23 protein-coding genes are annotated in these 21742 nt (G+C 70.6%); 17 read left to right on the top strand and 6 right to left on the bottom strand.

The genetic code is table 11. The features are described from left to right. The first annotated feature begins 114 nt into the window (after positions 1–114). From ACVBEQ_RS25570 to ACVBEQ_RS25550, 5 genes are all read left to right on the top strand, one after another. Positions 115–1218, top strand: coding sequence for an NUDIX hydrolase (locus ACVBEQ_RS25570; RefSeq protein WP_447156258.1), 1104 nt, complete (start codon positions 115–117; stop codon positions 1216–1218). 115 nt (positions 1219–1333) lie between these two features. Beyond that, positions 1334–2413, top strand: coding sequence for a DUF3048 domain-containing protein (locus tag ACVBEQ_RS25565; RefSeq protein ID WP_447156257.1), 1080 nt, complete (start codon positions 1334–1336; stop codon positions 2411–2413). A 189-nt stretch (positions 2414–2602) separates the two neighbouring features. Beyond that, positions 2603–3535 carry a pyridoxal 5'-phosphate synthase lyase subunit PdxS gene (pdxS, locus tag ACVBEQ_RS25560; protein WP_447156256.1) on the top strand — a complete coding sequence of 311 codons (933 nt, stop codon included), beginning with the start codon at positions 2603–2605 and terminating at the stop codon, positions 3533–3535. 66 nt (positions 3536–3601) lie between these two features. Beyond that, entirely contained in the window at positions 3602–4027 is a 426-nt protein-coding gene (locus ACVBEQ_RS25555; RefSeq protein WP_447156255.1) for a winged helix-turn-helix transcriptional regulator, read from the top strand. Between the two features lie 41 nt (positions 4028–4068). After that, positions 4069–4422 carry a thioredoxin family protein gene (locus ACVBEQ_RS25550; protein WP_447156254.1) on the top strand — a complete coding sequence of 118 codons (354 nt, stop codon included), beginning with the start codon at positions 4069–4071 and terminating at the stop codon, positions 4420–4422. Positions 4423–4429: 7 nt separating this feature from the next. Here the strand turns inward: ACVBEQ_RS25550 and ACVBEQ_RS25545 are convergent, their stop codons facing one another. Next, positions 4430–5233, bottom strand: coding sequence for a DUF2127 domain-containing protein (locus ACVBEQ_RS25545; RefSeq protein WP_447156253.1), 804 nt, complete (start codon positions 5231–5233; stop codon positions 4430–4432). 46 nt (positions 5234–5279) lie between these two features. Beyond that, a complete protein-coding gene (gene yczR / locus ACVBEQ_RS25540; RefSeq protein ID WP_447156252.1) occupies positions 5280–6857 on the bottom strand; it encodes a MocR-like transcription factor YczR in 1578 nt (525 codons plus the stop codon). Positions 6858–6930: 73 nt separating this feature from the next. Here yczR and yczE point away from each other — a divergent pair, with 73 nt between their 5' ends. Next, on the top strand, positions 6931–7617 hold the full coding sequence (gene yczE, locus ACVBEQ_RS25535) for a membrane protein YczE (RefSeq protein ID WP_447156251.1): 687 nt from the start codon (positions 6931–6933) through the stop codon (positions 7615–7617). Here yczE and ACVBEQ_RS25530 read toward each other — a convergent pair. The 4 genes from ACVBEQ_RS25530 to ACVBEQ_RS25515 form a co-directional block, all read right to left on the bottom strand. Continuing rightward, entirely contained in the window at positions 7614–9809 is a 2196-nt protein-coding gene (locus ACVBEQ_RS25530) for a peptidase domain-containing ABC transporter (protein ID WP_447156250.1), read from the bottom strand. The genes yczE and ACVBEQ_RS25530 overlap by 4 nt on opposite strands. Then, on the bottom strand, positions 9806–10888 hold the full coding sequence (locus tag ACVBEQ_RS25525; RefSeq protein WP_447156249.1) for a TIGR04500 family putative peptide maturation system protein: 1083 nt from the start codon (positions 10886–10888) through the stop codon (positions 9806–9808). Before ACVBEQ_RS25525 ends, ACVBEQ_RS25530 begins: the two co-directional genes overlap by 4 nt. Continuing rightward, positions 10885–11892 (bottom strand): MvdC/MvdD family ATP grasp protein, encoded by a 1008-nt coding sequence (locus tag ACVBEQ_RS25520; RefSeq protein WP_447156248.1) that lies wholly within the window; start codon positions 11890–11892, stop codon positions 10885–10887. Before ACVBEQ_RS25520 ends, ACVBEQ_RS25525 begins: the two co-directional genes overlap by 4 nt. Positions 11893–11967: 75 nt before the next feature. Further along, positions 11968–12129 (bottom strand): hypothetical protein, encoded by a 162-nt coding sequence (locus ACVBEQ_RS25515; protein WP_447156247.1) that lies wholly within the window; start codon positions 12127–12129, stop codon positions 11968–11970. A gap of 141 nt (positions 12130–12270) precedes the next feature. On the opposite strand from ACVBEQ_RS25515, the gene ACVBEQ_RS25510 reads away from it, so the two are divergent. The 11 genes from ACVBEQ_RS25510 to ACVBEQ_RS25460 all read left to right on the top strand — a co-directional run. Next, the gene (locus tag ACVBEQ_RS25510) at positions 12271–12714 is read left to right on the top strand and encodes a DUF2269 family protein (RefSeq protein WP_447156246.1); all 444 of its coding nucleotides are present in this window, start codon (positions 12271–12273) and stop codon (positions 12712–12714) included. Between the two features lie 34 nt (positions 12715–12748). Continuing rightward, complete coding sequence (pdxT, locus tag ACVBEQ_RS25505) at positions 12749–13342, top strand: pyridoxal 5'-phosphate synthase glutaminase subunit PdxT (RefSeq protein ID WP_447156245.1); 594 nt, start codon at positions 12749–12751, stop codon at positions 13340–13342. 70 nt (positions 13343–13412) lie between these two features. Continuing rightward, positions 13413–14180, top strand: a complete 768-nt coding sequence (locus ACVBEQ_RS25500) for a YebC/PmpR family DNA-binding transcriptional regulator (RefSeq protein WP_447156244.1) — start codon at positions 13413–13415, stop codon at positions 14178–14180. Positions 14181–14262: 82 nt separating this feature from the next. Then, on the top strand, positions 14263–14784 hold the full coding sequence (gene ruvC, locus ACVBEQ_RS25495) for a crossover junction endodeoxyribonuclease RuvC (RefSeq protein ID WP_447156243.1): 522 nt from the start codon (positions 14263–14265) through the stop codon (positions 14782–14784). Further along, the gene (gene ruvA, locus ACVBEQ_RS25490) at positions 14781–15401 is read left to right on the top strand and encodes a Holliday junction branch migration protein RuvA (protein ID WP_447156242.1); all 621 of its coding nucleotides are present in this window, start codon (positions 14781–14783) and stop codon (positions 15399–15401) included. The genes ruvC and ruvA overlap by 4 nt, the downstream gene beginning before the upstream one ends. Positions 15402–15457: 56 nt before the next feature. Beyond that, positions 15458–16498, top strand: coding sequence for a Holliday junction branch migration DNA helicase RuvB (ruvB, locus tag ACVBEQ_RS25485; protein ID WP_447156276.1), 1041 nt, complete (start codon positions 15458–15460; stop codon positions 16496–16498). 184 nt (positions 16499–16682) lie between these two features. Further along, on the top strand, positions 16683–17060 hold the full coding sequence (yajC, locus tag ACVBEQ_RS25480) for a preprotein translocase subunit YajC (protein ID WP_447156241.1): 378 nt from the start codon (positions 16683–16685) through the stop codon (positions 17058–17060). Between the two features lie 183 nt (positions 17061–17243). Beyond that, complete coding sequence (gene secD / locus ACVBEQ_RS25475) at positions 17244–19184, top strand: protein translocase subunit SecD (protein ID WP_447156240.1); 1941 nt, start codon at positions 17244–17246, stop codon at positions 19182–19184. A gap of 86 nt (positions 19185–19270) precedes the next feature. Continuing rightward, a complete protein-coding gene (gene secF, locus ACVBEQ_RS25470; protein WP_447156275.1) occupies positions 19271–20530 on the top strand; it encodes a protein translocase subunit SecF in 1260 nt (419 codons plus the stop codon). Between the two features lie 3 nt (positions 20531–20533). Next, positions 20534–21055: an adenine phosphoribosyltransferase gene (locus ACVBEQ_RS25465; protein ID WP_447156239.1), complete on the top strand. Its 522-nt coding sequence runs from the start codon at positions 20534–20536 to the stop codon at positions 21053–21055. 11 nt (positions 21056–21066) lie between these two features. Further along, positions 21067–21742 (top strand): tyrosine-protein phosphatase (locus ACVBEQ_RS25460; protein WP_447156238.1); only part of this gene is annotated, 676 nt, incomplete at its 3' end.

Genomic DNA, 21742 nt, shown 5'->3' with positions numbered 1-21742 from the left:
GATTGCCCTGATGTCGCCGGCCCCCTGCCGTGGGACGCTTGACCGAAGTCCGGAATGTCGACCTTTCGTCACCCCGCGGGGGACGGACAACACGGGGAACGGGGGATCGGTGGCATGACCACGGTTGTCGTCGTCATCCTCGTCGCGCTGCTGCTGTTCGCCGCTCTCCGGCTGTGGATCACCGCGAACCGCCTCGACCGGCTGCACGTCCGCACCGAGGCGGCCTGGTCGGCCCTCGAGGGAGCGCTCGCCCGGCGCATCGTCGCCACCAGGGCCGTCGCCGTAGCCGGCGGGTTGGGCCACCCACAGTCCGACGAGCTTCGCAGGCTTGCCGACCTGGCGGACAACATGGGCCGCGATCACCGCGCGGACGCCGAAAACGACCTCTCGCGGGCACTGGCAACGATGCCGCCTGCGTCCGAACCCGATCTCGCGGCCGAGCTGGCCGATGCCAGCGAGCGGGTGCTGCTCGCCCGCCGGTTCTACAACGACGCGGTCCGGGACACCCGGGCACTGCGCGGCGTCTGGTTCACCCGGGTGTTCCGGCTGGCCGGCCGCGCCGCGATGCCCGAGTACTTCGAGATCGCGGAGCACCCGCACCGGACGGCGATGGTGCACCGCACGGCTGCCCGCGTCGTCCTGCTGGACGGCCACGATCGCGTTCTGCTGCTCTCCGGCACGGACCCCCAGGTGGCCTCCCACTGGTGGCACACACCGGGCGGCGGCGTGGAGGACGGCGAGGACATTCGCGCCACCGCACTGCGCGAACTGGCGGAGGAAACCGGAATCAGGGTGCCGGACGAGGACCTCGTCGGTCCGATCTGGCGCCGGGTGGCCCGGTTCACGTTCATCGGCCAGGACTATCAGCAGACCGAGTTCTACTTCGCCGCCCGGTTGCCGGGGCGAGCCGAGCCAGGTCCCGCCAAGCCGACGGCCGTCGGCGACGGGTCACCGGCGGGTCCACTCCAGCCGGCCGGGTCGGGTTCGCGGACCATGCTCGCGGCGCCGGACATCGAGACGGCGACCGGACCACTGGACGGGTCCGGCCGCACCGAGATCGAGCACCGCACACTGACGGGCGACCGGTGGTGGACGCTCGAGGCGCTGGCAGCCAGCGACGAGGCGATCTATCCGCTCGAACTGGCCGCACGGCTGCCCGAGGCCCGGGACGCGCTCCGGGCCGGAGCGCCCCCGGTGAGCGCCGCCCCGATCGACTGATCGACCGATACCTCGGCCCGTCTTCGGGCGGGTCCGGCGCCATCGGCACCGGATCGCGTTAGCGTGCTGACGGCGCACATGTCCATTCCCGAGGTCTGCGGCGCCGGGAGGAACCGTGAGATCTCGCATTGCGGCGACGATGCTGCTGGCGTTCGCGCTGCTCGCCCCGGCAGGCTGCTCGAGCGGTGAGGAGGCCGCGGTGTCCTCCGCGCCGCCCGTCCCGTCCGCCGAGGCCAGCCCCACGCCGTCCCCACCACCGGCCTCCCCGAAGCCGTCAGCCAAGCCGTCCCCCAAACCCACGGCGAAACCGCCACCCGCGCTCACCAGCAATCCGCTCACCGGTGGTCCGTTGCTCAAGGGTCCGGTGATCGCGGTCAAGATCGACAACACCGCCGCCGGACTGCCGCAGTTCAACGTCGCCGAGGCGGATCTGGTGTACGTCGAGCAGGTCGAGGGCGGCCTGACCCGGCTGATGGCCGTCTACCACACGACGTTGCCGGGCGAGGTCGGCGCCGTGCGCAGCGTGCGGTCGACCGACGCCGAGCTGCTGCCGGTGTTCGGGACGCCCGCGCTCGTCTTCTCCGGTGGGGCGGACGGACCGCTGAACGCGCTGGCCGCCACCCCGACCGTCGCGGTTTCGGAGGATTCCGGCGCCGCCGGTTTCTGGCGCTCGGACGCTGCCGGCGGCACCTACAACCTGCACGCCGATCTTCAGGAGATCGCCACCGGCCATCCGGAACTGACGGCTCCGTACGACATCGGCCTGCGTTTCGCCGCGGACGATCCGCGGGTGGCGGCCGCGCCGGCCGCGACCTCCGTGGCGGTGCAGTACCAGGCCGCACGCACCGAATTCGCCTTCGCTGACGGCCGTTACCGGCTGCTGCGGGACGGCTCGGAGCAGTCGGACGCGTCCGGCGCGCCGATCGTCGCGGACAACGTACTGTTCCAGAGCGTCGGGTTCGAACCCGACGGGACCATCGATTCCGTCGGCTCGCCGTCCTACATCTCGCACACGGTCGGCTCCGGCACCTTCGAGCTGTTCCGCGACGGGCACCGCATCACCGGCAACTGGTCAAGGCCCGCGGCCGACCAGCCGACCCAGTACCTGGACGGGGCGGGGAAGCCGGTGCTGCTCAAGCCGGGCAAGACCTGGGTGGCACTGGTGCCGCCCATTGCGTCCGAAGAGATCTCCTGACGGCCGGACGGGATTTTCGGGCCCTGATGCCCGAGTACGATTCGGCTCAGGAAGCTGATGCGCCGCCCATCGCCACCCGTTGCCACGGCGCGATGCCGACCTCTCGCAGGACGCGCGCACCCCTCCCTGCCACCGTTTGATCGCTGTTGGCCATCCGCCCGCGGCGCCGTTCGTCTGAGGAGCTCCGTCGTGTCCGCCGCCCAGAGCAAGCAGTCCGGTACCAGCAGCACCGAATCCCTGACCACCACCGGCACCGCGCGGGTCAAGCGCGGGATGGCCGAGATGCTCAAGGGCGGGGTGATCATGGACGTCGTCACGGCCGAGCAGGCCAAGATCGCCGAGGACGCCGGTGCGGTCGCTGTGATGGCGCTCGAGCGGGTGCCGGCCGACATCCGGGCACAGGGTGGCGTGTCCCGGATGAGCGACCCGGACATGATCGACGGCATCATCGCCGCGGTGTCCATCCCGGTGATGGCCAAGGCCAGGATCGGGCACTTCGTCGAGGCCCAGGTGCTGCAATCGCTGGGCGTCGACTACATCGACGAGTCCGAGGTGCTGACCCCGGCGGACTACTCGCACCACATAGACAAGTGGGCCTTCACAGCGCCGTTCGTCTGCGGCGCGACCAACCTGGGTGAGGCGCTCCGGCGAATCACCGAGGGCGCGGCGATGATCCGCTCCAAGGGCGAGGCGGGCACCGGTGACGTCTCGAACGCGGTGACGCACATGCGCACCATCGGTGGCGAGATCCGGCGGCTGACGTCCCTGTCACCCGACGAGCTGTACGCCGCCGCCAAGGAGCTGCAGGCTCCGTACGACCTGGTCGCCGAGGTCGCGGCACTGGGCAAGCTCCCCGTCGTGATGTTCACCGCCGGCGGCATCGCCACCCCCGCCGACGCGGCAATGATGATGCAGCTCGGCGCCGAGGGAGTGTTCGTCGGGTCCGGCATCTTCAAGTCCGGCGATCCGGCGGCGCGTGCCGAGGCGATCGTCAAGGCGACCACCTTCTACGACGACCCCGACGTCATCGCCAAGGTGTCCCGCGGGCTGGGCGAGGCGATGGTCGGCATCAACGTCGACGACATCCCCGTTCCGCACCGGCTGGCCCAGCGCGGCTGGTAGCGGCGCCGTGGCAGTACTTCACCGGAAGAGCTGACAAGGCTGGATTCACGGTCTAGACTCAGCACTGTGGTCGACAACCTGAATGACGTCCTCGAGGTCGTTGGCGAACGGTGGGCGCTGCTCGTCGTTCGCGAGGTGTCCCTGGGGCTGCGGCGGTTCGACGAGATCCAGACCGTCATCGGGGCTCCGCGGGCCGTGCTGGCCGACCGACTCCGTCGGCTGACGGCGGCCGGGATCCTCGGCACCCGGAGCTATCAGGTGCCCGGATCCAGATCGCGCACCGAGTACACCCTCACCGACGCCGGCGTCGACCTGCTGCCCGTGCTCGCGGCGCTGTCCGAGTGGGGGGAGCGTCACCTGGCCCCGGGTGTGCTGCCCGAGATCATCTATCGCCACCGCGGCTGCGGCGGCCGGGTGAGCGTCACCCTGCAGTGCGAGTGCGGGGAACGGGCCGACCCGCGGGACCGGCTGATCGCCGAGGTCAACCGATGACAGGCAACCCAGACCATCCGAGAAGTCAACGAGGAGAACACATGTCACTCAGCACCACCACTGACGCCGGCTTCGCCCGGGACGTCCTGACGAGCGAACTGCCGGTGCTCGTCGACTTCACCGCGGCCTGGTGCCCGCCGTGCGTGATGATTGCTCCGGTGCTGGACCGCATCGCCACCGACGAGGCGGACCGGCTCAGGGTCGTGTCGCTCGATGTGGACAGCAATCCGGTCACCACGCTGAAGTACGAGGTGCTCGGGATGCCGACCCTGGCATTGTTCGTCGGCGGCGAGGTGGTCGCCCGGTTCATGGGCGCCAAACCGCGAACGGCCATCATGCGGGAACTCGAACCACACCTCCGCCCGCGGGCAGGCGCGACGTCGACTGTCGGCTGAGCAGGGTTCAGGACGGCCCAGCGGGCGAGAGTCCCTGCTGTTGCGGCACTGGGCCGGAATCCGCCAGCGCAGAACGTTCAACGGTCAGCAGGCTCTCCGCACTGTGCTCGGCCCGGTAGGCGGCGCCCCCGCCGCGCACCCCGAACAGCCGCTTGGACCAGATCAGCCACACCACGGCGGCGAGGTTGACGAGCATCAGCAGGAGCTTGAGCCCGGTGAACTTCTCCGTCACCTCGTAGATCTCCCACGGCAGGAAGACGCTGGTGACGACCACCGAGAAGTACTCACCCCACCGCCGGACCCGCCACAGCCCGTAGGACTCGACGAACAGCAGCCCGGCGTATGCGCACAGCCCGATGGCGATCCACACCAGGGTCTGCGGGGTGAAGGCGAAGATTCGCGAGATGCCGTGCAGCACCGCTGATCTGTCGAGATCCCAGCCGATCTGCTCGGCCAGCGGCCGGAACAGGCTGAGCTCGTTGTCGAAGGCCCGTTCGAGCGCCGCATGGGATTCGCGGAAGTAGAGCACCAGCCCGGCGACGAAGATCAGGACCAGTCCGCGGGCGACCCGCTCGGCCGCCAGCAGGCGCATGATCGTCCGGTCCCGGAGCAACCGCCCGCGCGGGACCTCAGGGGCGTTGTCGGCGGGACCCGAGCCCTTCGGCGGACCCGGGACGAAGTCGCCGCACCGCAGGCAGCGCCAGGTCTCGCCGGCCGCGGTCCCGGCCCGGAGCCGCTCGGCGAGGGCCGGTTCGTCGGGCGCGTAGGTCTCGTGACCGCGCCGGCTGCACACCCGCAGGCTCCAGTCCACCCGGCGAGGGTAACCGCCGCGCGGGGCGGTTCACCGCGATGACGGCTCAGGCGAGCCAGCCGGGCAGCGACGAACGGGCACCCGCGGCAGCCTGCGCGTCCGCGGTCGCCAGCCTGCGCACGGCGGCGGCCAGCCGTTCCGGCGACGAGGTGAACGGCAGCCGGAGGTAGGAGGCCATGGTGCCGTCCGGCCCGAACCGCGGGCCCGGGGCGATCCGGACACCGGCCGACTGCGCCAGCTGGGCCAGTTCCGTTGCGTACGGCCCGGGTAGCCGCACCCAGAGGAAGGTGCCCCCGGTCGGCCGGGTCGGCTCCCAGTCGGGCAGGTCCCTGGCCAGGGCGGCCTGCAGTGCGGCCGCGCCGGTGGCCAACCGGGACCGCTGGACGGCGAGCGCCGTGTCGGGATTGCCCAGCAACTCCGTGACCACCAGCTGGTCAAGGACCGGACCGGACATGTCGCCGAGAGCCCTGGCCGCCGCCAACCGCTGGACCAGCGCCGGCGCCGCACGGATCCAGCCGACCCGCAGGCCGCCCCAGAGCGATTTCGAGACCGACCCGATGGACAGCACCCGGGTCCCGCTGGCATCGTCCTCGAACGCGGCGAGCGGCGGGGGCAGCGCCGCGGTGCCCGGGAACGGCACGTCGCGGAAGGACTCGTCGGAGAGCAGCACGGTCCGGGCGGCCCGCGCGGCGGCCACCATCGATTCCCGGGTCTGCTCGTCCATCAGCGCGCCGGTCGGGTTCTGGAAGTCGGGGATCAGATAGCCGAGCCGTGGCGCGATCTGCCGCATCGTCGCGGCGAAAAGGTCGATGTCCCAGGGACTTCCGGTGTCACCCGGGCCGGTCTGCTCTGCCATGCCGACCGGGGCAGGCACCCGTCGGTGTGCGCGCAGGGCATCCAGCGCGACCGGGTACGTCGGGCACTCGATCAGCACCCGGTCGCCGGCCGCCGACAGCTCCCCGACGATCAGTGTGAACGCATGCTGCGCCCCCGAGGTGACCAGGATCTGCTCGGCCGTGGTCGGTACACCGGCCGCCGAGTACCGCGCGGCGATCGTGTCCCGCAGGACCGGCAACCCGAACGGCAGGTAGCCGTCACCGCTGAGGTAACGGGGGAGCTGGTTCGCGGCGGACGCCACCGCAGCTGAGACTGCGTCGGCCGGCGCGGGAAGGCAGGCGATGGTCAGGTCGATCACGGCGGGCAAGCCGTCGCCGGCGTCGGCGGGATGCTGCCAGCCGACGCCGTCCTGCCACCCGAAGATGCCGGCACTCCCCGTCGCGGCGGGCCGCGGGAACGCAGCGGCGGGCTGCCCGACGGCGAACGGCACCGACTGGTGGTCACCGTCCGGAAGCCGCAGCCGGCTGCCTGAGCCGCGCCGCGAGTCCAGCCACCCCTGCTCGCGGAGCAGCCCGTAGGCGGCACCGACCGTGGTGCGGGACAGCTTCAGGCCGGCCGCCAGTTCGCGTTCGCTGGGCAGTCCGGTGGCGACGGTCAGCCGGCCGTCCAAGACCGCGGCGCGGATCCGGTCGGCGAGCGCCCGATAGGTCGGTAGCCCGCGGTCCGGTGGGACCGGGCCGAGCCGGCGAGCGAGAGTGGTCGCGGAGATACGGGTGGTCTCAGCCATTGGACTGCCTCATAGAGCCACTTTCTCGCAACTGGTACTGGATGTACAGACCAGATCTCGACAGAGTGGCCTCATGCGCTTGTTAGCTCCCATCCCCACCGACCGTCGCGTGCGCCGATTCAGCCAACTCCTCGTCGGGCTCGTGCTGTACGGCATCACCATGGCGATGATGGTCAGGGCCGTCCTCGGCCTCGACCCGTGGGATGTGTTCCACCAGGGCCTGACGGCGCTGGTCAACCGTTGGGTGCCGTTGTCCTACGGCACGGTCATCACGATCGTCTCGGTGTTCGTGCTGTTGCTCTGGATCCCGCTGCGCCAGCGGCCCGGCATCGGAACCATCGCCAACGCCGCGATCATCGGCTTCACCACGGACGCCGCGCTGTCGCTCATCCCGGAATTCGAGAACCTGACGGTGCGCATCGTCGTGCTGGTACTCGCCATCGTCGGCAATGCGGTGGCCGGTGCGCTGTACATCGGCGCCGGACTCGGACCGGGCCCTCGCGACGGGCTGATGACCGGCCTGGTGGCCCGCGGAATCGGAACCATCCGATTGGTGCGGACGACGATCGAGCTCAGCGTGCTCGGTATCGGCTGGATCCTCGGCGGTGTGGTCGGGGTGGGCACCGTGCTCTACGCGTTGTCCATCGGCCCGCTGCTGCACGTACTGCTGCCCCGCCTGCAGGTGCGGTCGACCGGGCGCCCGGAACCCGCTCTCTCGACCACGGGCGACGCACCGTTCACCGAGGCGGAGGGCCGCTAGAGGTTGGCAGGCTGCTGAGCCGCGGCCAACGCCGCGTACCGCCCGCCGCTCGCCGACAACTGGGACGGGCTGCCCTGTTCCACCACCCGGCCGGCGTCCAGGACGAGAACGTGATCGGCGTCCTGAACTGTCGAGAGCCGATGGGCCACAACAATCCTGGTCATCCCGAGTTGATGCAGGTTTGTCTCGACGACCGCTTCCGTCGTCGCGTCCAGGTGTGAGGTCGCCTCGTCGAGAACCAGCACCGCGGGCTTGTCCAGCAGGGCGCGGGCGAGCGCCAGCCGTTGCCGTTGGCCGCCGGACAGACCCGAGCCGCCCTCGGCGAGCCAGGTCTGATAGCCGCGGGGCAGGTCCAGGATCTCGTCGTGGACACCGGCCAGCCGCGCGGCTTCCCGAATGGCCGGGAGCGGGGCGGCGGGGGAGCGCAGCGCGATGGCGTCGGCCACCGTCCCGGACAGCAGGAACGGATCCTGCAGGACGACCCCCATCTGCCGTCGGACAGAGGGCAGATCGAAGGACTGCAGCGGTGTCCCGTCGATCAGCACAACACCCTCGGTCGGCTCGTACAGCCCGCAGATCAGCTTCGCCAGCGTCGATTTGCCGGAACCCGACGCGCCCACGATGGCGAGCTTGCCGCCCGCCGGGATCTGCACCGAGATGTCCCGCAGGATCCACGCAGACCGGTGGGTGTGCCGGAAAGACACTGCCCGAAGGGCGATCCCGCCCCGCAGCGGTGGTGCGGAGGGCCGGGACGGCGGCTGTTCGGCGGGCGCCTGTGCGAGGTCGGTGAGGTGCTCGACGACCGAACCGAGCTCGGAGATCGCGCGGAGGTGGCCGGCCAGCGAGCCCAGCGGCAGCAGCACCGCGGCGCCCAGCGCGGCGAGGCCGACGACGGCGCCGGGGCCCGTGCCGACCAGCGGCAGGGCGGGCCCGGTCGCGGCCGGAACAGCGGCCAGCAGGAGTGCGACGGGTCCGCCGATCCGGAAGGCGTCGGCCACCGCCTCGGCCATGGCGATCGTCCGGGACGCCCGGCTCAGCGCGATCAGCCGGCGCCCGTGCAGATCTGCCCATCGGCGCCGCAACATCCCCTCCGCACCGGCAGCCTTGACCCACTCCATGCCGCGGACCGATTCCACCAACCAGCTCGTGCTGCGGGCCTCGGCGAGCAGTTCCTCCCTGCGGAGCCGCCGACCCCGGACGGCCAGCGCGCCGACGACCACGAGTTGCACGGCGGCCAGGCAGACCGTGATCAGTGCCAGTCGCGGATCGATGACCGCCAGCAGCACCAAATACACCGTGGCCAGCACGGCGTCCAGCACCGCACCCACCAGCCGGGTGGCGAGCGCATCACGGACGACGTCGGTGGCGGTCAGCCGGGAGACGATCTCCCCGGTGCCCCGGTGGTCGAAGAAGCGCAGCGGCGCTGCCAGCAGCCGCTCGAGCAGGTCGCGCGGCAGTGCGCCGCCGACGATCCGCTGCAGGTGCGCACCGGCCAGCCCGCGGATCAGCGCGATCACGCCGACCGCGGCGGTCACGACTGCAACGACGGCGACCCAGCCGGCGCCCGATCCGGCGGCGGTGCCGGATGCGACCGCGCCGACGATGGCGGCGGTGACGATCGGGACGGCCAGCCCGGCCACCAGCAGCAGCGCCGACGTCAGGAGCAACGCGGCCAGCACCCGCCGGTGCGCCGCGAGTGCTGGCCGGATCATGCCCCGCCACACGGACTCCGCCGCGAGTGGCGGCTCGCCGGGGGTGGCAGCAGCGGCGGCCGGGCTGCCCCGGAAGGCCAGCGCGATGTCCCGGTACCCCTGCCCGAACTCCGCCGGCGTGAACGTCCGGCGCCCGATGGCAGGATCGACGACGCTCACCGTCCGGCGGCCGACCCGCTCCACCACCAGGAAATGGTTGTCCTCCCAGTGCGCGATCAGCGGCAGCGGCAAGGACCGGAGACCCTCTATGCCGGTCCGGACGGCCTTGCAGTCCAGGCCGTGACGGCGCGCCTCCGCGCGCAGGTCGTAGGCGGTGACGCCGTCCCGGCCGACGCCCATGTCCTCCCGCACGGCGTCCAGGGTGAGGGCGGCGCCCGCACTGCGGAGCACCATGGTCAGGCAGGCCGGGCCGCAATCCGTCGCGGTCGCCTGCAGGACGACGGAGACCCGTCTCCACCGGGCGCGGGGCGTGCCGGTCACGGCTGTGGCACCGCCTGCGCGGTCCGCCGCTCGTTGCCCCAGAACCATTGGATGTCGGCCGATCGCCGTCGCTCGGCGAGCCATTCGTCGAACAACCGGCGCGTGAGCCGCTCCCGGGCCGCCCCCGCATCGTGCGGCTCGTCTCGATCCACCACCACGGCGAGCGCCGGGGGTCCGTCGGTCGCCCGGACGACGGTGCCGGCCGGCGCGTCGAGCACCATGCTGAACCGCTCCGGCACATCCGCGGACGACCATCGCTCCAGTCCGGCCCTGCGCTGATCCCGCCGGGCGGTGACGATGGCCTGCAGCGGATCTCGGCCGATCACCTGCGCGGCCTCCGAGTCCGGCCGGTCCGTACCGGCCGGAACCTGCACCCAGGCCACCTGGAGGAACGTCGGCGCAGTGCCGTCCGGTGCCGCACCCAGCAGTGCGTCGACCCGGTCGCCGACGATCGTCCTGCGGAGGGCGCTGATCTTGGCCTGCTGCTCGACGAGCTGACCGAACTGCTCGGGGCTCAGGCTGCGCTCCCGCAGCCAGTGGTTCGTCGCCTCCACGGTGAACAGGCCACGGGCGGCGCGGAAGGAATCGGCTGCCGTTTGCAGCTCGCCCGGATGGATCTCGATGCCCTCGGCGTCGATGGCCTCACCGAGCAGGCAGGCGTCGACCAGCGATCTCAGGATGTGCCGGTCGTCGAACATCGCGTCGATGCTCGAAAAGGCTTCCTGGATCGGCATCGTCACCGCGTTCACCCGGAGCAGGTCGAATTCGGTGGCTCGCGCGACGCCGCGCAGCGGCCACGGGAGGCCGCCGTCGGTGACCGACACGGAGACCGTGCGGCCCGCCGGCTCCCGGATGAGAACGGCGAAGGACATACGGTTGTCGTAGGCCTCCCGGTCGACCAGCAGGGTGATCCGGGTGGCGGGTTCGGTGCGCCGCAGGGTGTCGAGCCGTTCGCGGAGCCACGCCTCGCCGGCACTGTCGGGCGTCGCGCGGCGCAGCAGTCCCAGCACCTCGGCGATGAAACCGTCCGATTCGCCGGGGGTTTCGCGGGTGCCGGATGTACGGGTGGATGCTGTCATCGGCTGGGCTCCAGGGTGCGGCCGGCGTGAGCGAGCAGGTCGGCGATGGCGGCGCTGATCTGCAGGCCGGTGTCGTGTTCGATCCAGAGGTACTGACCGTTGGGATTGATCTCCAGGAACACGTACCGGCCGTCCGGTGTCAGCACGAGATCGATTGCCCCGTACAGCAGGTCGAGCTCCCGGAGTAGCGAGCGGCACCGGTCCGCCACCTCGTCGGGCAGCTCGATGGGCTGCATCGGGGTGCGGGCACTGTCGTACCGGCGCCAGTCGTTGCGGGTGTGGTGCGCCTCCTGCGAGTGAATGGCGGCGGCGAACACCCGGTCGCCGACCACGGTGACCCGCAACTCGACGTCCTTGGCAACCTGCTCCTGCGCGATGAACGGGCACAGCTCGATGTCCTGCAGCCGGGCCAGATCCCGCGGCCGCACCGGATCGGCGTACCGGATGATCGTCTCGCCGTCCGCCGCTGCCATCCGCTGCCCGGTCCCGACCCGCTTGGTGATCACCGCGGCCCGTTGCCGGCGATGGAACGTCAGGAAGCCGTCGGGATCGTTGCCGATCAGGGTGTCCGGCAGGTCGAATCCGAGCCGGCCGGCCATCCGCAACTGCCGGGCCTTCCGCCCGGCGTGCGTCAGGCCGTCAGGCGTTGCCGGGATGAACGGGACGTCGAGCAGCTCCCAGAGATCCGACAGTGCCGCGGCCGCTTCGTGTTCCGCGAACTCACCCGCCGGGGTTCCCGAGAGTGAACTGTGCACAACCGGAGTGCCGGGGCGGCGCCACCAGACCGTGTCGATGTCCTGCAGCGCAACGGATTCCGAGGATATCGAACCGTTCCACCGCAGCTCACCGGAGAGCGCACCCGACGGGCTGAGCCGGACCGCCACTGTCGCCTCGCGCGGGAAGCACGCCGGGTCGAAGCGGGCGAACGGCACGCCCCTGGCGGTCAGCACGTCGCACACCTCGTCGGCGTGCACGTCGCCGTCGCCGGTCAGGATCAGGATCATCCAAGCCCCCTGTCGTTGACGCGAGGGCGGCACCGGACGTGCCGGTGCCGCCCCGCGATCGGTCGGTCGCGACCGTCAGTCGCAGTCGTAGCCGCCGCTCTGATGACAGGTGCTCACGGTGCCCTGCATCCGCAGCGATCCGGCAACGGCGCGCAGCTCGTTGTCGGCGACCTCGACGGTCGACTCCCATGCGGCGTCATCGAGATCGGTGATCAGCAATTCCTGACGTGCGGACATGTCCGCCCCCCTTCTGCGCCGGGACCCTCCCGGCAGCACAGGGAAAGAGGCGCCGCCCCGGGTCCAGATACCGCTGGCTGTGATACCGCCCGGTTGGGTGAGATGAGAACGCGGTGCGGTCAGCTCGATAGGGTCAGCGCCATGGAAGATGTGTTGTCCGCCCTGCACGTCGTGGGCGCCGTGTTCATCGTCGGCCCGATGGCGATCCTGCCGATGACGGCGATGCGCTCGGTCCGCGCCGGGCAGGGCGGCCAGGTCGCGGTGCTGGCGAAGTCGACCTACATCTTCAGCCTGCTGTCGCTGCTCGTCGCGATCCTCGGTTTCGGCATCCTCGGGGTGTCGGACCACGACACCTCTGTCAGCACCCCCTGGGTGCTGATCTCGATCATCCTGTACGTCCTCGCGGTCGGTCTGACGTTGCTGGCCGTCGTGCCCGCGCTGCGCAGTGCCGCCGAGCACCTGCAGGACCCGGCCGCGCAGGAGCTGAGCAAGCCGGACTACCGGCGGATAGCCATCGGCTCCGGCGTGACCTCGCTGCTGCTGGTGGTCGTGGTGGTGCTGATGTCGTGGAAGCCCGGCGGGTGATGCGCCTCGGGCGCTCGGTCGATCGGTTCGCGCGATGACCCGATCCGATCCGGTGGTGGGGGTCCTGGCACTGCAGGGCGATGTCCGCGAGCACCTGGTCGCGCTCGGCGGCCTGGGTGTGACGGCCAGACCGGTTCGCCGGGCTAGCGAACTCGGCGACCTCGACGGCATCGTCATCCCCGGTGGCGAGTCCACCACCATCTGCCGACTGCTGGACGTCTTCGAGCTGCGCGAGCCCCTGCGGGAGCGGCTGGCGGACGGGCTGCCGGCGTTCGGATCGTGCGCCGGGATGATCGTGCTGGCCGACGGCATCCTCGACGGCAGGGCCGATCAGCGTCCACTCGGCGCGATCGACATCACGGTGCGCCGCAACGCCTTCGGGCGCCAGGTCGATTCTTTCGAGACCGATCTCGAGGTGCTGGGCATCCCGGGCGGACCGGTGCACGCGGTCTTCATCCGGGCGCCGTGGGTGGAGCGCACCGGTCCCGACGTGACGGTGCTGGCCGGCGTCGGCGGCCATCCGGTCGCGGTGCGGCAGCGCAACGTCCTGGCGACCTCGTTCCACCCCGAGGTCAGCGGCGACGATCGGCTGCACGCCCTGTTCCTGGAGATCGTGCAGCAATCCTGACCCCGCGGGCACCGTAGGATCGTCTGTCGGGACGAAACGGCAGCATGACGTAGAGGGGTTCTGCAGGACGATGAGCGGCCACTCCAAATGGGCGACGACCAAGCACCAGAAGGCGGCCAAGGACGCCAAGCGGGGCAAGCTCTTCGCCAAGTTGATCAAGAACATCGAGGTGGCCGCGCGCACCGGCGGCGGCGATCCGGACGGTAACCCGACGCTGTTCGACGCGATCCAAAAGGCGAAGAAGTCCTCGGTTCCGAACGAGAACATCGACCGGGCGACCAAGCGCGGCTCCGGCGCCGAGGCCGGCGGCGTCGACTACCAGGCGATCACCTACGAGGGTTACGGCCCGAACGGGGTCGCCATCATGATCGAGTGCCTGACGGACAACCGGAACCGGGCCGCCTCCGAGGTGCGCGTGGCGGTCACCCGTAACGGCGGGTCGATGGCCGATCCAGGCAGCGTCGCGTACCTGTTCAGCCGCAAGGGCGTCGTCATCGTGCCCAAGGAGACCGCCGGCGCGGAGCTGTCCGAGGACGACCTGATGCTGGCGGTGCTGGACGCGGGTGCCGACGAGATCAACGATCTCGGCGACGCGTTCGAGGTGGTCTCCGAGGCCGCGGACCTGGTCAAGGTGCGCACCGCCGTCACCGAGGCCGGCATCGAGTACGACTCCGCCGACCCGACGTTCATCGCCTCGGTCAGCGTGCCGCTGGACATCGACGGGGCCCGCAAGGCGGTCAAGCTGGTGGACGCCATCGAGGACCTGGACGACGTGCAGAACGTCTACACGAACGCCGACATCGCCGACGACATCGCGGAGCAACTGGACAACGAGTAGCCGGGCGTGGCGTGCCTGGCGTGGCTGTGGTGCATCGGCCGGTAGCGTGACGCGACGTACAGGTGTTCGGGTAGGAGGTCGCGTGCGAGTGCTCGGCGTCGACCCCGGCCTGACCAGGTGCGGCATCGGAGTGGTCGACGGCGGTCCGGGGCAGCGACCGCGGATGGTCGAGGTCGTCGTCGTCCGGACCGCTCCTGGGATGGACCTCGCCGAACGGCTGCTCACCATCGCCGAACAGGTGGAGGCGATGATGGACCGCCTGCTGCCGGACACCGTCGCCATCGAGCGGATGTTCAGCCAGCACAACGTCCGCACCGTGATGGGCACCGCGCAGGCCTCCGGGGTGGTCGCCCTGGCCGCCGCGCGCCGGTCCATCCCGGTCGCCTGGCACACCCCCAGCGAGGTCAAGGCCGCCGTCTCGGGCAACGGCAACGCGGACAAGGCGCAGGTCACCGCGATGATCACCCGGCTGCTGCGGCTGCCCGAATCACCCAGGCCGGCCGACGCCGCCGACGCGTTGGCCCTGGCGTTGTGCCACCTGTGGCGCTCACCCATGCAGAACAAGCTGCTCGCCGCCGCCGCGAAGGCAAGGATGGCGCCGTGATCAGCTCCGTCCGCGGCCAGGTGCTGTCGGTGCACCTCGACCACGCGGTCATCGAGGTCGGCGGCGTCGGGTTGGCCGTCCGCACCACACCGGCGACGCTGGCCGGCCTGCGCCGCGGTGAGCAGGCCAGGCTGTCCACCACGCTCGTCGTCCGGGAGGACTCGCTCACCCTGTTCGGTTTCGGCTCCGACGAGGCCAAGGAGCTCTTCGAGTTGGTGCAGTCGGTGTCCGGGGTGGGGCCCAAGATCGCCCTCGCGCTGCTCGCCGTCCTCGATCCCGAACAGCTGCGTCGTGCCCTCGGTTCCGGCGACACCGCCATGCTGACCAGGGCGCCGGGCATCGGCAAGAAGGGCGCGGAGCGGCTGGTGCTGGAACTGAAGGACAAGGTGGGTGCGCTCGGCGGATCGCCGGCCGGGACGGCCGGCGGCGGTGCCGGCATCGGCCTGCCGTGGCGGGACAAGTTGGTGGAAGCCCTTGTCGGGCTTGGCTTCACGGCGAAGCAGGCCGAGGACGCCACCGGCGCGGTGGCCGAGGACGCCGAGGATCCCGCCGTCAGCGAGGGTGATGTCGGCGTGCTGCTGCGCAGGGCACTGGCCCTGCTCGGGCGGACCAGGTGAGTGCCGCGTCGCTGCCCGGTGGGGGAGATGCGGCAGAGCGTGAAGCCGATGACGACCTGACGTTCGAGGGCGTCGTCACCGCCACCGAGACGGCCGCGGACACCGATGTCGAGGCGTCGCTGCGGCCGCGGTCGCTGGACGAATTCGTCGGTCAGGTCCGGGTGCGGGAACAGCTGGGACTGGTGCTGTCCGGCGCGAAGCTGCGCGGGACACCACCGGATCACGTGCTGCTCGCCGGACCGCCCGGTCTGGGCAAGACCTCGCTGTCGATGATCATCGCCGCCGAGATGGGCGCGGCACTGCGCCTGACATCCGGTCCGGCGCTCGAGCGGGCGGGCGATCTCGCCGCGATCCTGTCGAACCTGGTCGAGGGCGACGTGCTGTTCATCGACGAGATCCACCGCATCTCGCGGCCGGCCGAGGAGATGCTGTACCTGGCCATGGAGGACTTCCGGGTCGACGTGATGGTCGGCAAGGGACCCGGCGCCACCTCCATCCCGCTGGAGATCGCGCCGTTCACCCTGGTGGGTGCCACCACCCGTTCGGGACAGCTGACGAGCCCGCTGCGCGACCGGTTCGGCTTCACCGCGCACATGGAGTTCTACTCGGCCGACGAGCTGACGACGGTGATCACCCGCAGCGCCGCCATCCTCGGTATCGACCTGCGGCCGGACGGCGCGACGGAGATCGCCCGCCGGTCCAGGGGCACACCGCGGATCGCCAACCGGCTGCTCCGCCGGGTCCGCGACTACGCCCAGGTCAGGGCGGACGGATCGATCACCAGGGACATCGCACGGGCCGCGCTCGCGGTGTACGACGTCGACGAACTCGGTCTGGATCGACTCGACCGCTCCGTGCTCGGCGCACTCTGCCGCTCGTTCGGCGGCGGGCCCGTCGGGCTGACCACCCTGGCGGTCGCGGTGGGCGAGGAGTCGTCGACCGTCGAGGAGGTCTGCGAGCCGTTCCTGGTCAGGGTGGGGATGCTCGCCAGAACCCGCCAGGGCAGGATCGCGACACCGGCGGCGTGGGCCCATCTGGGCCTGAAGATGGGCGGGCCGGCGGGTTCGACGGCGGGCGACACGCTCTTCGACGGGTAGCCTTGCCCTGGGTTACGTGACGTGCCACCGTGGTCGGGCCGGGTCGTGGAACCTCCGGCGGCTCTGCCTCGTTGCGAAGGTGTACCTGCGTACGAGATGACCATTGCGCGCCGCACCGCGCTGCGAGCGTGGGCACGGACATCACCGGACCGGTGACGTCGACGGACTCGAGACGAGGAGAACCATGGAACAGATGCTGCTGCCCATCCTGATGTTCGCGGGACTGGGCGGGTTGATGTACTTCAGCATGAAGAAGCAGAAGCGGGTGGCCGCGGCCACGAAGCAGATGCACGACTCACTGGTCCCCGGCGCCCGGGTCATGACGACCTCCGGCCTGCACGGCACCGTCACCGCCATCGCCGACGACACGATCGAACTCGAGATCGCGCCGGGCCTGCGCACCACCTGGGTCCGCGCCGCCGTCCGGGAGATCATCGTTCCCGGCCAGACCGACGACTACGAGCTGGTGGACAGCTCGGACGACCCGGACGTCATCGACGCGGAAGATCTTGACCCGACCGATACCACCGTGACGGACCGTAAGTCCAAGGACCTCAACTAAGCTGTGGGACTGCCCCGGCCCGTCCAGGGTCGGGGCATCATCATGTGGGGGGCGTGACGATCGCCCCTGTTGCATGCGGCGCGGCCCGTGGTGATCGAGCTCAGCTGAATCAGCTCAGTTGATCAGCTCATCCGATCACCGGGGGCCTCTTGTCGTGTGACGAGCAGAGAAGATAGGCGCGACGTGGCGACACCTGCTGGGCAGTTCAGGCCCTGGCGATTGATCTGGACGTTCATCGGCATCACCGGTGTCCTCTACGGGCTCGTCTTCCTGACCCCCGGGTCCAACACCCCCAAGCTCGGTATCGACCTGCAGGGCGGTACCCGGATCACCCTCACCGCCCGCACCCAGGACGGATCTGACCCGACCCGGCAACAGATGCAACAGGCGCGCACCATCATGGAGAGCCGGGTCAACGGCTCGGGTGTGGCCGGCGCCGAGATCCAGATCGACGGCGCCAAGCAGCTCGTCATCACAGTTCCCGGAACCCAGGATCTCAACTCGCTGACCCGGACCGCGCAGATGAACATCCGCCCGGTGGTGAGCGACGCCAGCGGCAACCCGGTGATCAGCTACCCGGCCGGCTTCGTCCCACCGGCGGCCAGTACCTCCGCCGCGCCGTCCAGCGGGTCGGGCGCATCGGCGTCCGAGACCACCGTCCCGGCGATCGGCGACACGCCGACACCGACGGCCAGCGCGGTGCCGGGCGAATCCGCCACCGTCGCACCGGGCAGCGGCAGTCAGGCAGCTACCACCGCCCCGGCCAGCTCGCCGGCGCCGGGGCTGCGCGCGCCGCAGGCCGCGGTCGCCGCGCCCAGCGGCAGTACCGCACCGTCAACCCCGGCCAGCGAGCCTGCTGCGTCCACTCCTGCCTCCACTCCTGCAGCATCGACTCCCGCCGGCAGCGCGGCGGCCACCGCGTCGGGAACCGGGGCCTCCGGCACCGCTGCCGCCGCACCCGCATGGCCGGCCGGCAGCAACCCGGACCTGCCGACCCAACCTCTCGGCACGGACGAGGCGGCAGTCAGCGCCTGGATCTCGGCCGCGACCACGGCCCTGCCCGGGCTCAGTTGCGCCGATCTCGAGCCCTACCGCGGGCTCGACGACCCGAACAAGCCGCTGATCGCCTGCGCTGACGACGGCACCGCGATCTACCTGCTCGACAAGACGCTGATCGCCGGCACCCAGATCGACACCGCCACCTCCGGTCAGAGCACCCAGGGCGCCGGCTGGGTCGTCAACATGACGTTCAAATCGGACGGCTACGGGAAGTGGTCGACCTACACCAGCGAGAACGTCGGCAAGCTGACCGCGATGACGCTGGACGGCCAGGTCATCTCGGCGCCGCGGATCAACGGCCCGATCACCACGCCGGGCACCGAGATCTCCGGGTCGTTCACCCAGGAATCGGCCGCCGGGCTGGCCAACTCGCTCAAGTTCGGCGCGCTGCCGTTGGCGTTCGACCGGGCGGAAACTGTCAGCGTGAGCGCCCAGTTGGGCCTGGAATACCTCAAGGCCGGCCTGATCGCCGGCGGTATTGGGCTGCTGCTGGTCGTCATCTACTGCCTGTTGTATTACCGACTGCTCGGCGTCATCACGATCCTGTCGCTCGTCCTGTCCTTCGGCCTGGTGTACGCGATCCTGGTGCTGCTCGGCCGGTGGATCAACTACAGCCTGGACATGGCCGGCGTCGCCGGTCTGATCATCGCGATCGGCATCACCGCGGACTCGTTCGTCATCTACTTCGAACGCATCAAGGACGAGGTCAGGGAGGGAAGGACGTTCCGGTCGGCGGTGCCGCGCGGGTGGCAACGCGCCAAGCGGACGATCCTCTCCGCCGACGCCGTCTCCTTCCTGTCAGCGGCGATCCTCTACGTCCTCGCGGTCGGTGAGGTCAAGGGCTTCGCGTTCACCCTGGGCCTGTCCACCGTGCTCGACCTCGTCGTGGTGTTCCTGGTGACGCACCCGCTGGTCCATCTCGCGGCCGGTTCGCCGATCTTCACCTCCGCGCGGTGGTCGGGTCTGGGCAGCGTCGCCAAGGCCGGTGCCGAGCAACGCGCGGCCAACGCGAGAGTCGGCGCCGCCAAGAGCGGCCCCGCGGACACCAAGGAGGTGTCGGTGTGACGACCGACGACCAGCAGAAGGCCATCACCCCGGCCGAGGGGACCCCGACCGAAGCGACAGCGCCGACTCCCGCCAACGTGGCGACGATGGACAAGCAGTACGGCCGTCGGGCCGGGGTGCTGACCCGGCTCTCCACCGGCACCGGCGCGTTCAACATCCTGGGCCACCGCAAGATCTACTACGCGGTGTCAGGTGCGCTCGTCATCGGGTCGTTGCTGCTGATCATCTTCCGTGGGTTCCAGTTCGGCATCGACTTCGCCGGCGGCACCACCCTGCAGTTCCAGCCGGACAGCGGCGCGGAGATCTCGACCACCCAGGTGGCCCAGGTGGTGACCTCGGCGACCGGTGTCGAGCCGGATTCCGTGCAGACCGTCGGCAGTCAGATCCAGATCAGTTCCGCGACGCTGTCGCCGGAGCAGGTGGTTGCCGCCAAGGCCGCGATCAATGCCGAGTACTCGCCCGAGGGCGGTGTCTCCAACTCCGCGGTGTCGGAGACCTGGGGTTCGGAAATCTCCCAGCGGGCCCTGCTCGCCGTGCTGGTCTTCCTCGTCGCCGTCGCCGCGTTCCTCTGGATCAGGTACGAGAAGCGGATGGCGGCCGGCGCTGTCGTGTCCGTGCTGCATGACGTCATCATCACGGCGGGGATCTACTCGCTCAGCGGCTTCGAGGTCACCCCGGCCACCGTCATCGGGTTGCTGACCATCCTCGGTTTCTCGCTCTACGACACGGTTGTCGTCTACGACAAGATGCAGGAGAACACCAAGGGCCTGACTTCGCTGAACCGCAGGACCTACCCGGAGGCGGCCAACCTCGCCGTCAACCAGACGCTGATGCGCTCGATCAACACCTCGCTGATCGCGCTGTTGCCGGTCGCCGGGCTGCTGGTTGCGGGCGTCGTCATCCTCGGCTCCGGGACACTCAAGGACCTGTCGCTGGTGATGCTCATCGGCATGCTCGTCGGGGCCTACTCCTCGGTGTTCATCGCCGTTCCGATCGCCGTCGACCTGAAGCTGCGCGACCCGGCGATCAAGGCGCACACCGCCCGGGTGACCGCCAAGCGGAAGGCGGAGGGCCTGATCGTCGATGCCGACGGCGACCCGCTGCGCAGGGTGGCCGGCACCGGGCCCGTCCCGACCGGTCGGGTCGCTCCTTCCGGATCCGTGCGGCGCCAGCCCGTCGTCGGCAGCACCCCGGCGACCGCGGGTCAACTGACCCCCGGGGCCGCACCCAAACCGGGTGTGAAACCGGCCCGGCCCGCGCCGAAGCCCCCGTCAGGCGGTTCGCGGCCCAGTGGCAAGGGTGGACGCTCCGGCGGGTCGCGACCCACCGGCAAACGGAGCCGGTGACAGGTGCCCGATGCCGCTGCTGAGATCAACCGGCTGGTCCGGATCCAGCAGGACTTCCCGCAACCGGGAGTGCTCTTCCGGGACCTGACCCCCGTGCTCGCCGACCCGACCGCGCTCGATGCGGTGGCCCGGGCGCTCGCGGCGGCCGCACCGGACGCCACCCTGATCGCCGGACTGGAGTCGCGCGGATTCCTGCTCGGGGCCGCCGCGGCGATGGTCGCCGGAACCGGTGTGCTGGCGATCCGCAAGCCGGGCAAGCTGCCGGGCTCGGTGCTGTCGGAGTCCTACCAGTTGGAGTACGGCAGCGCCCGGCTCGAACTGCATCCCGACGATGTGCCGCCCGGCGCCAGGGTGCTGGTGATCGACGACGTCCTGGCGACGGGCGGGACCGCTGCTGCCGCCTGCCGGTTGCTGCGTCGCGCGGGTGCGGACATCGCCGGCGTCGCGGTCGCCGTGGAGTTGACCGATCTCGGCGGCCGCGCCGCGCTGCCCGGGCTGACCGTCACCGCGTTGACCAGCTGGTGAGCGACCAGTCAATGACAGCTGAGCACGCCCGGGCCATCCCGGGGACATGGAACTTCCGCGACCTGGGTGGGATCCCGACACCCGACGGCCCGATCCGGCCCGGCATCGTGTTCCGGTCGGCGGCCCTCGCCCAGCTTGACGATGCAGGCCTCGAGGCCCTCGACAAGCTGCGTGTCGCCGAGGTTTTCGACCTGCGTGGTCATCGGGAGATCGCCCGTGACGGCGCCGACCGGGTCCCGGCGAGCGTGACGGTCAGGATCGCGCCCTTCCATCCGGAGGAGGACGAGGCCCCGGCCCACGAGGTGCAGGAAGAGGCCGAGACCGACGGACAGCCGTGGACCGGGGGAGAACGGCTCAGGGCCTATTACGCGGCCATCCCGACGCTGGCCCCCGCCCGGGAGTCCGTCGCCTCGCTGCTCCGCACGGTGGCCGATGGTGGTGACGATCGGGGTGGCGGAGTGCTGGTGCACTGCGCGGCCGGCAAGGACCGGACGGGATGGGCGATCGCGACCCTGCTGACGGCGGCCGGCGTCGACCGGGACGCGGTGCTCGCCGACTACCTGCTCAGCAACACCGCCGTCGAATCGCTGCGGACCTGGATGCTCGAGCGCTACGGCGACGACGCACTGCGCGCCGACGACCAGATTCTGGGCGTCGACGCGAGTTACCTGCAGGCGGCCTGGGATG

This window comes from Nakamurella sp. GG22 (assembly GCF_052976845.2).
The sequence above is the reverse complement of the archived record's forward strand: the minus strand, read 5'-3'. Positions and strand labels throughout refer to the sequence as shown.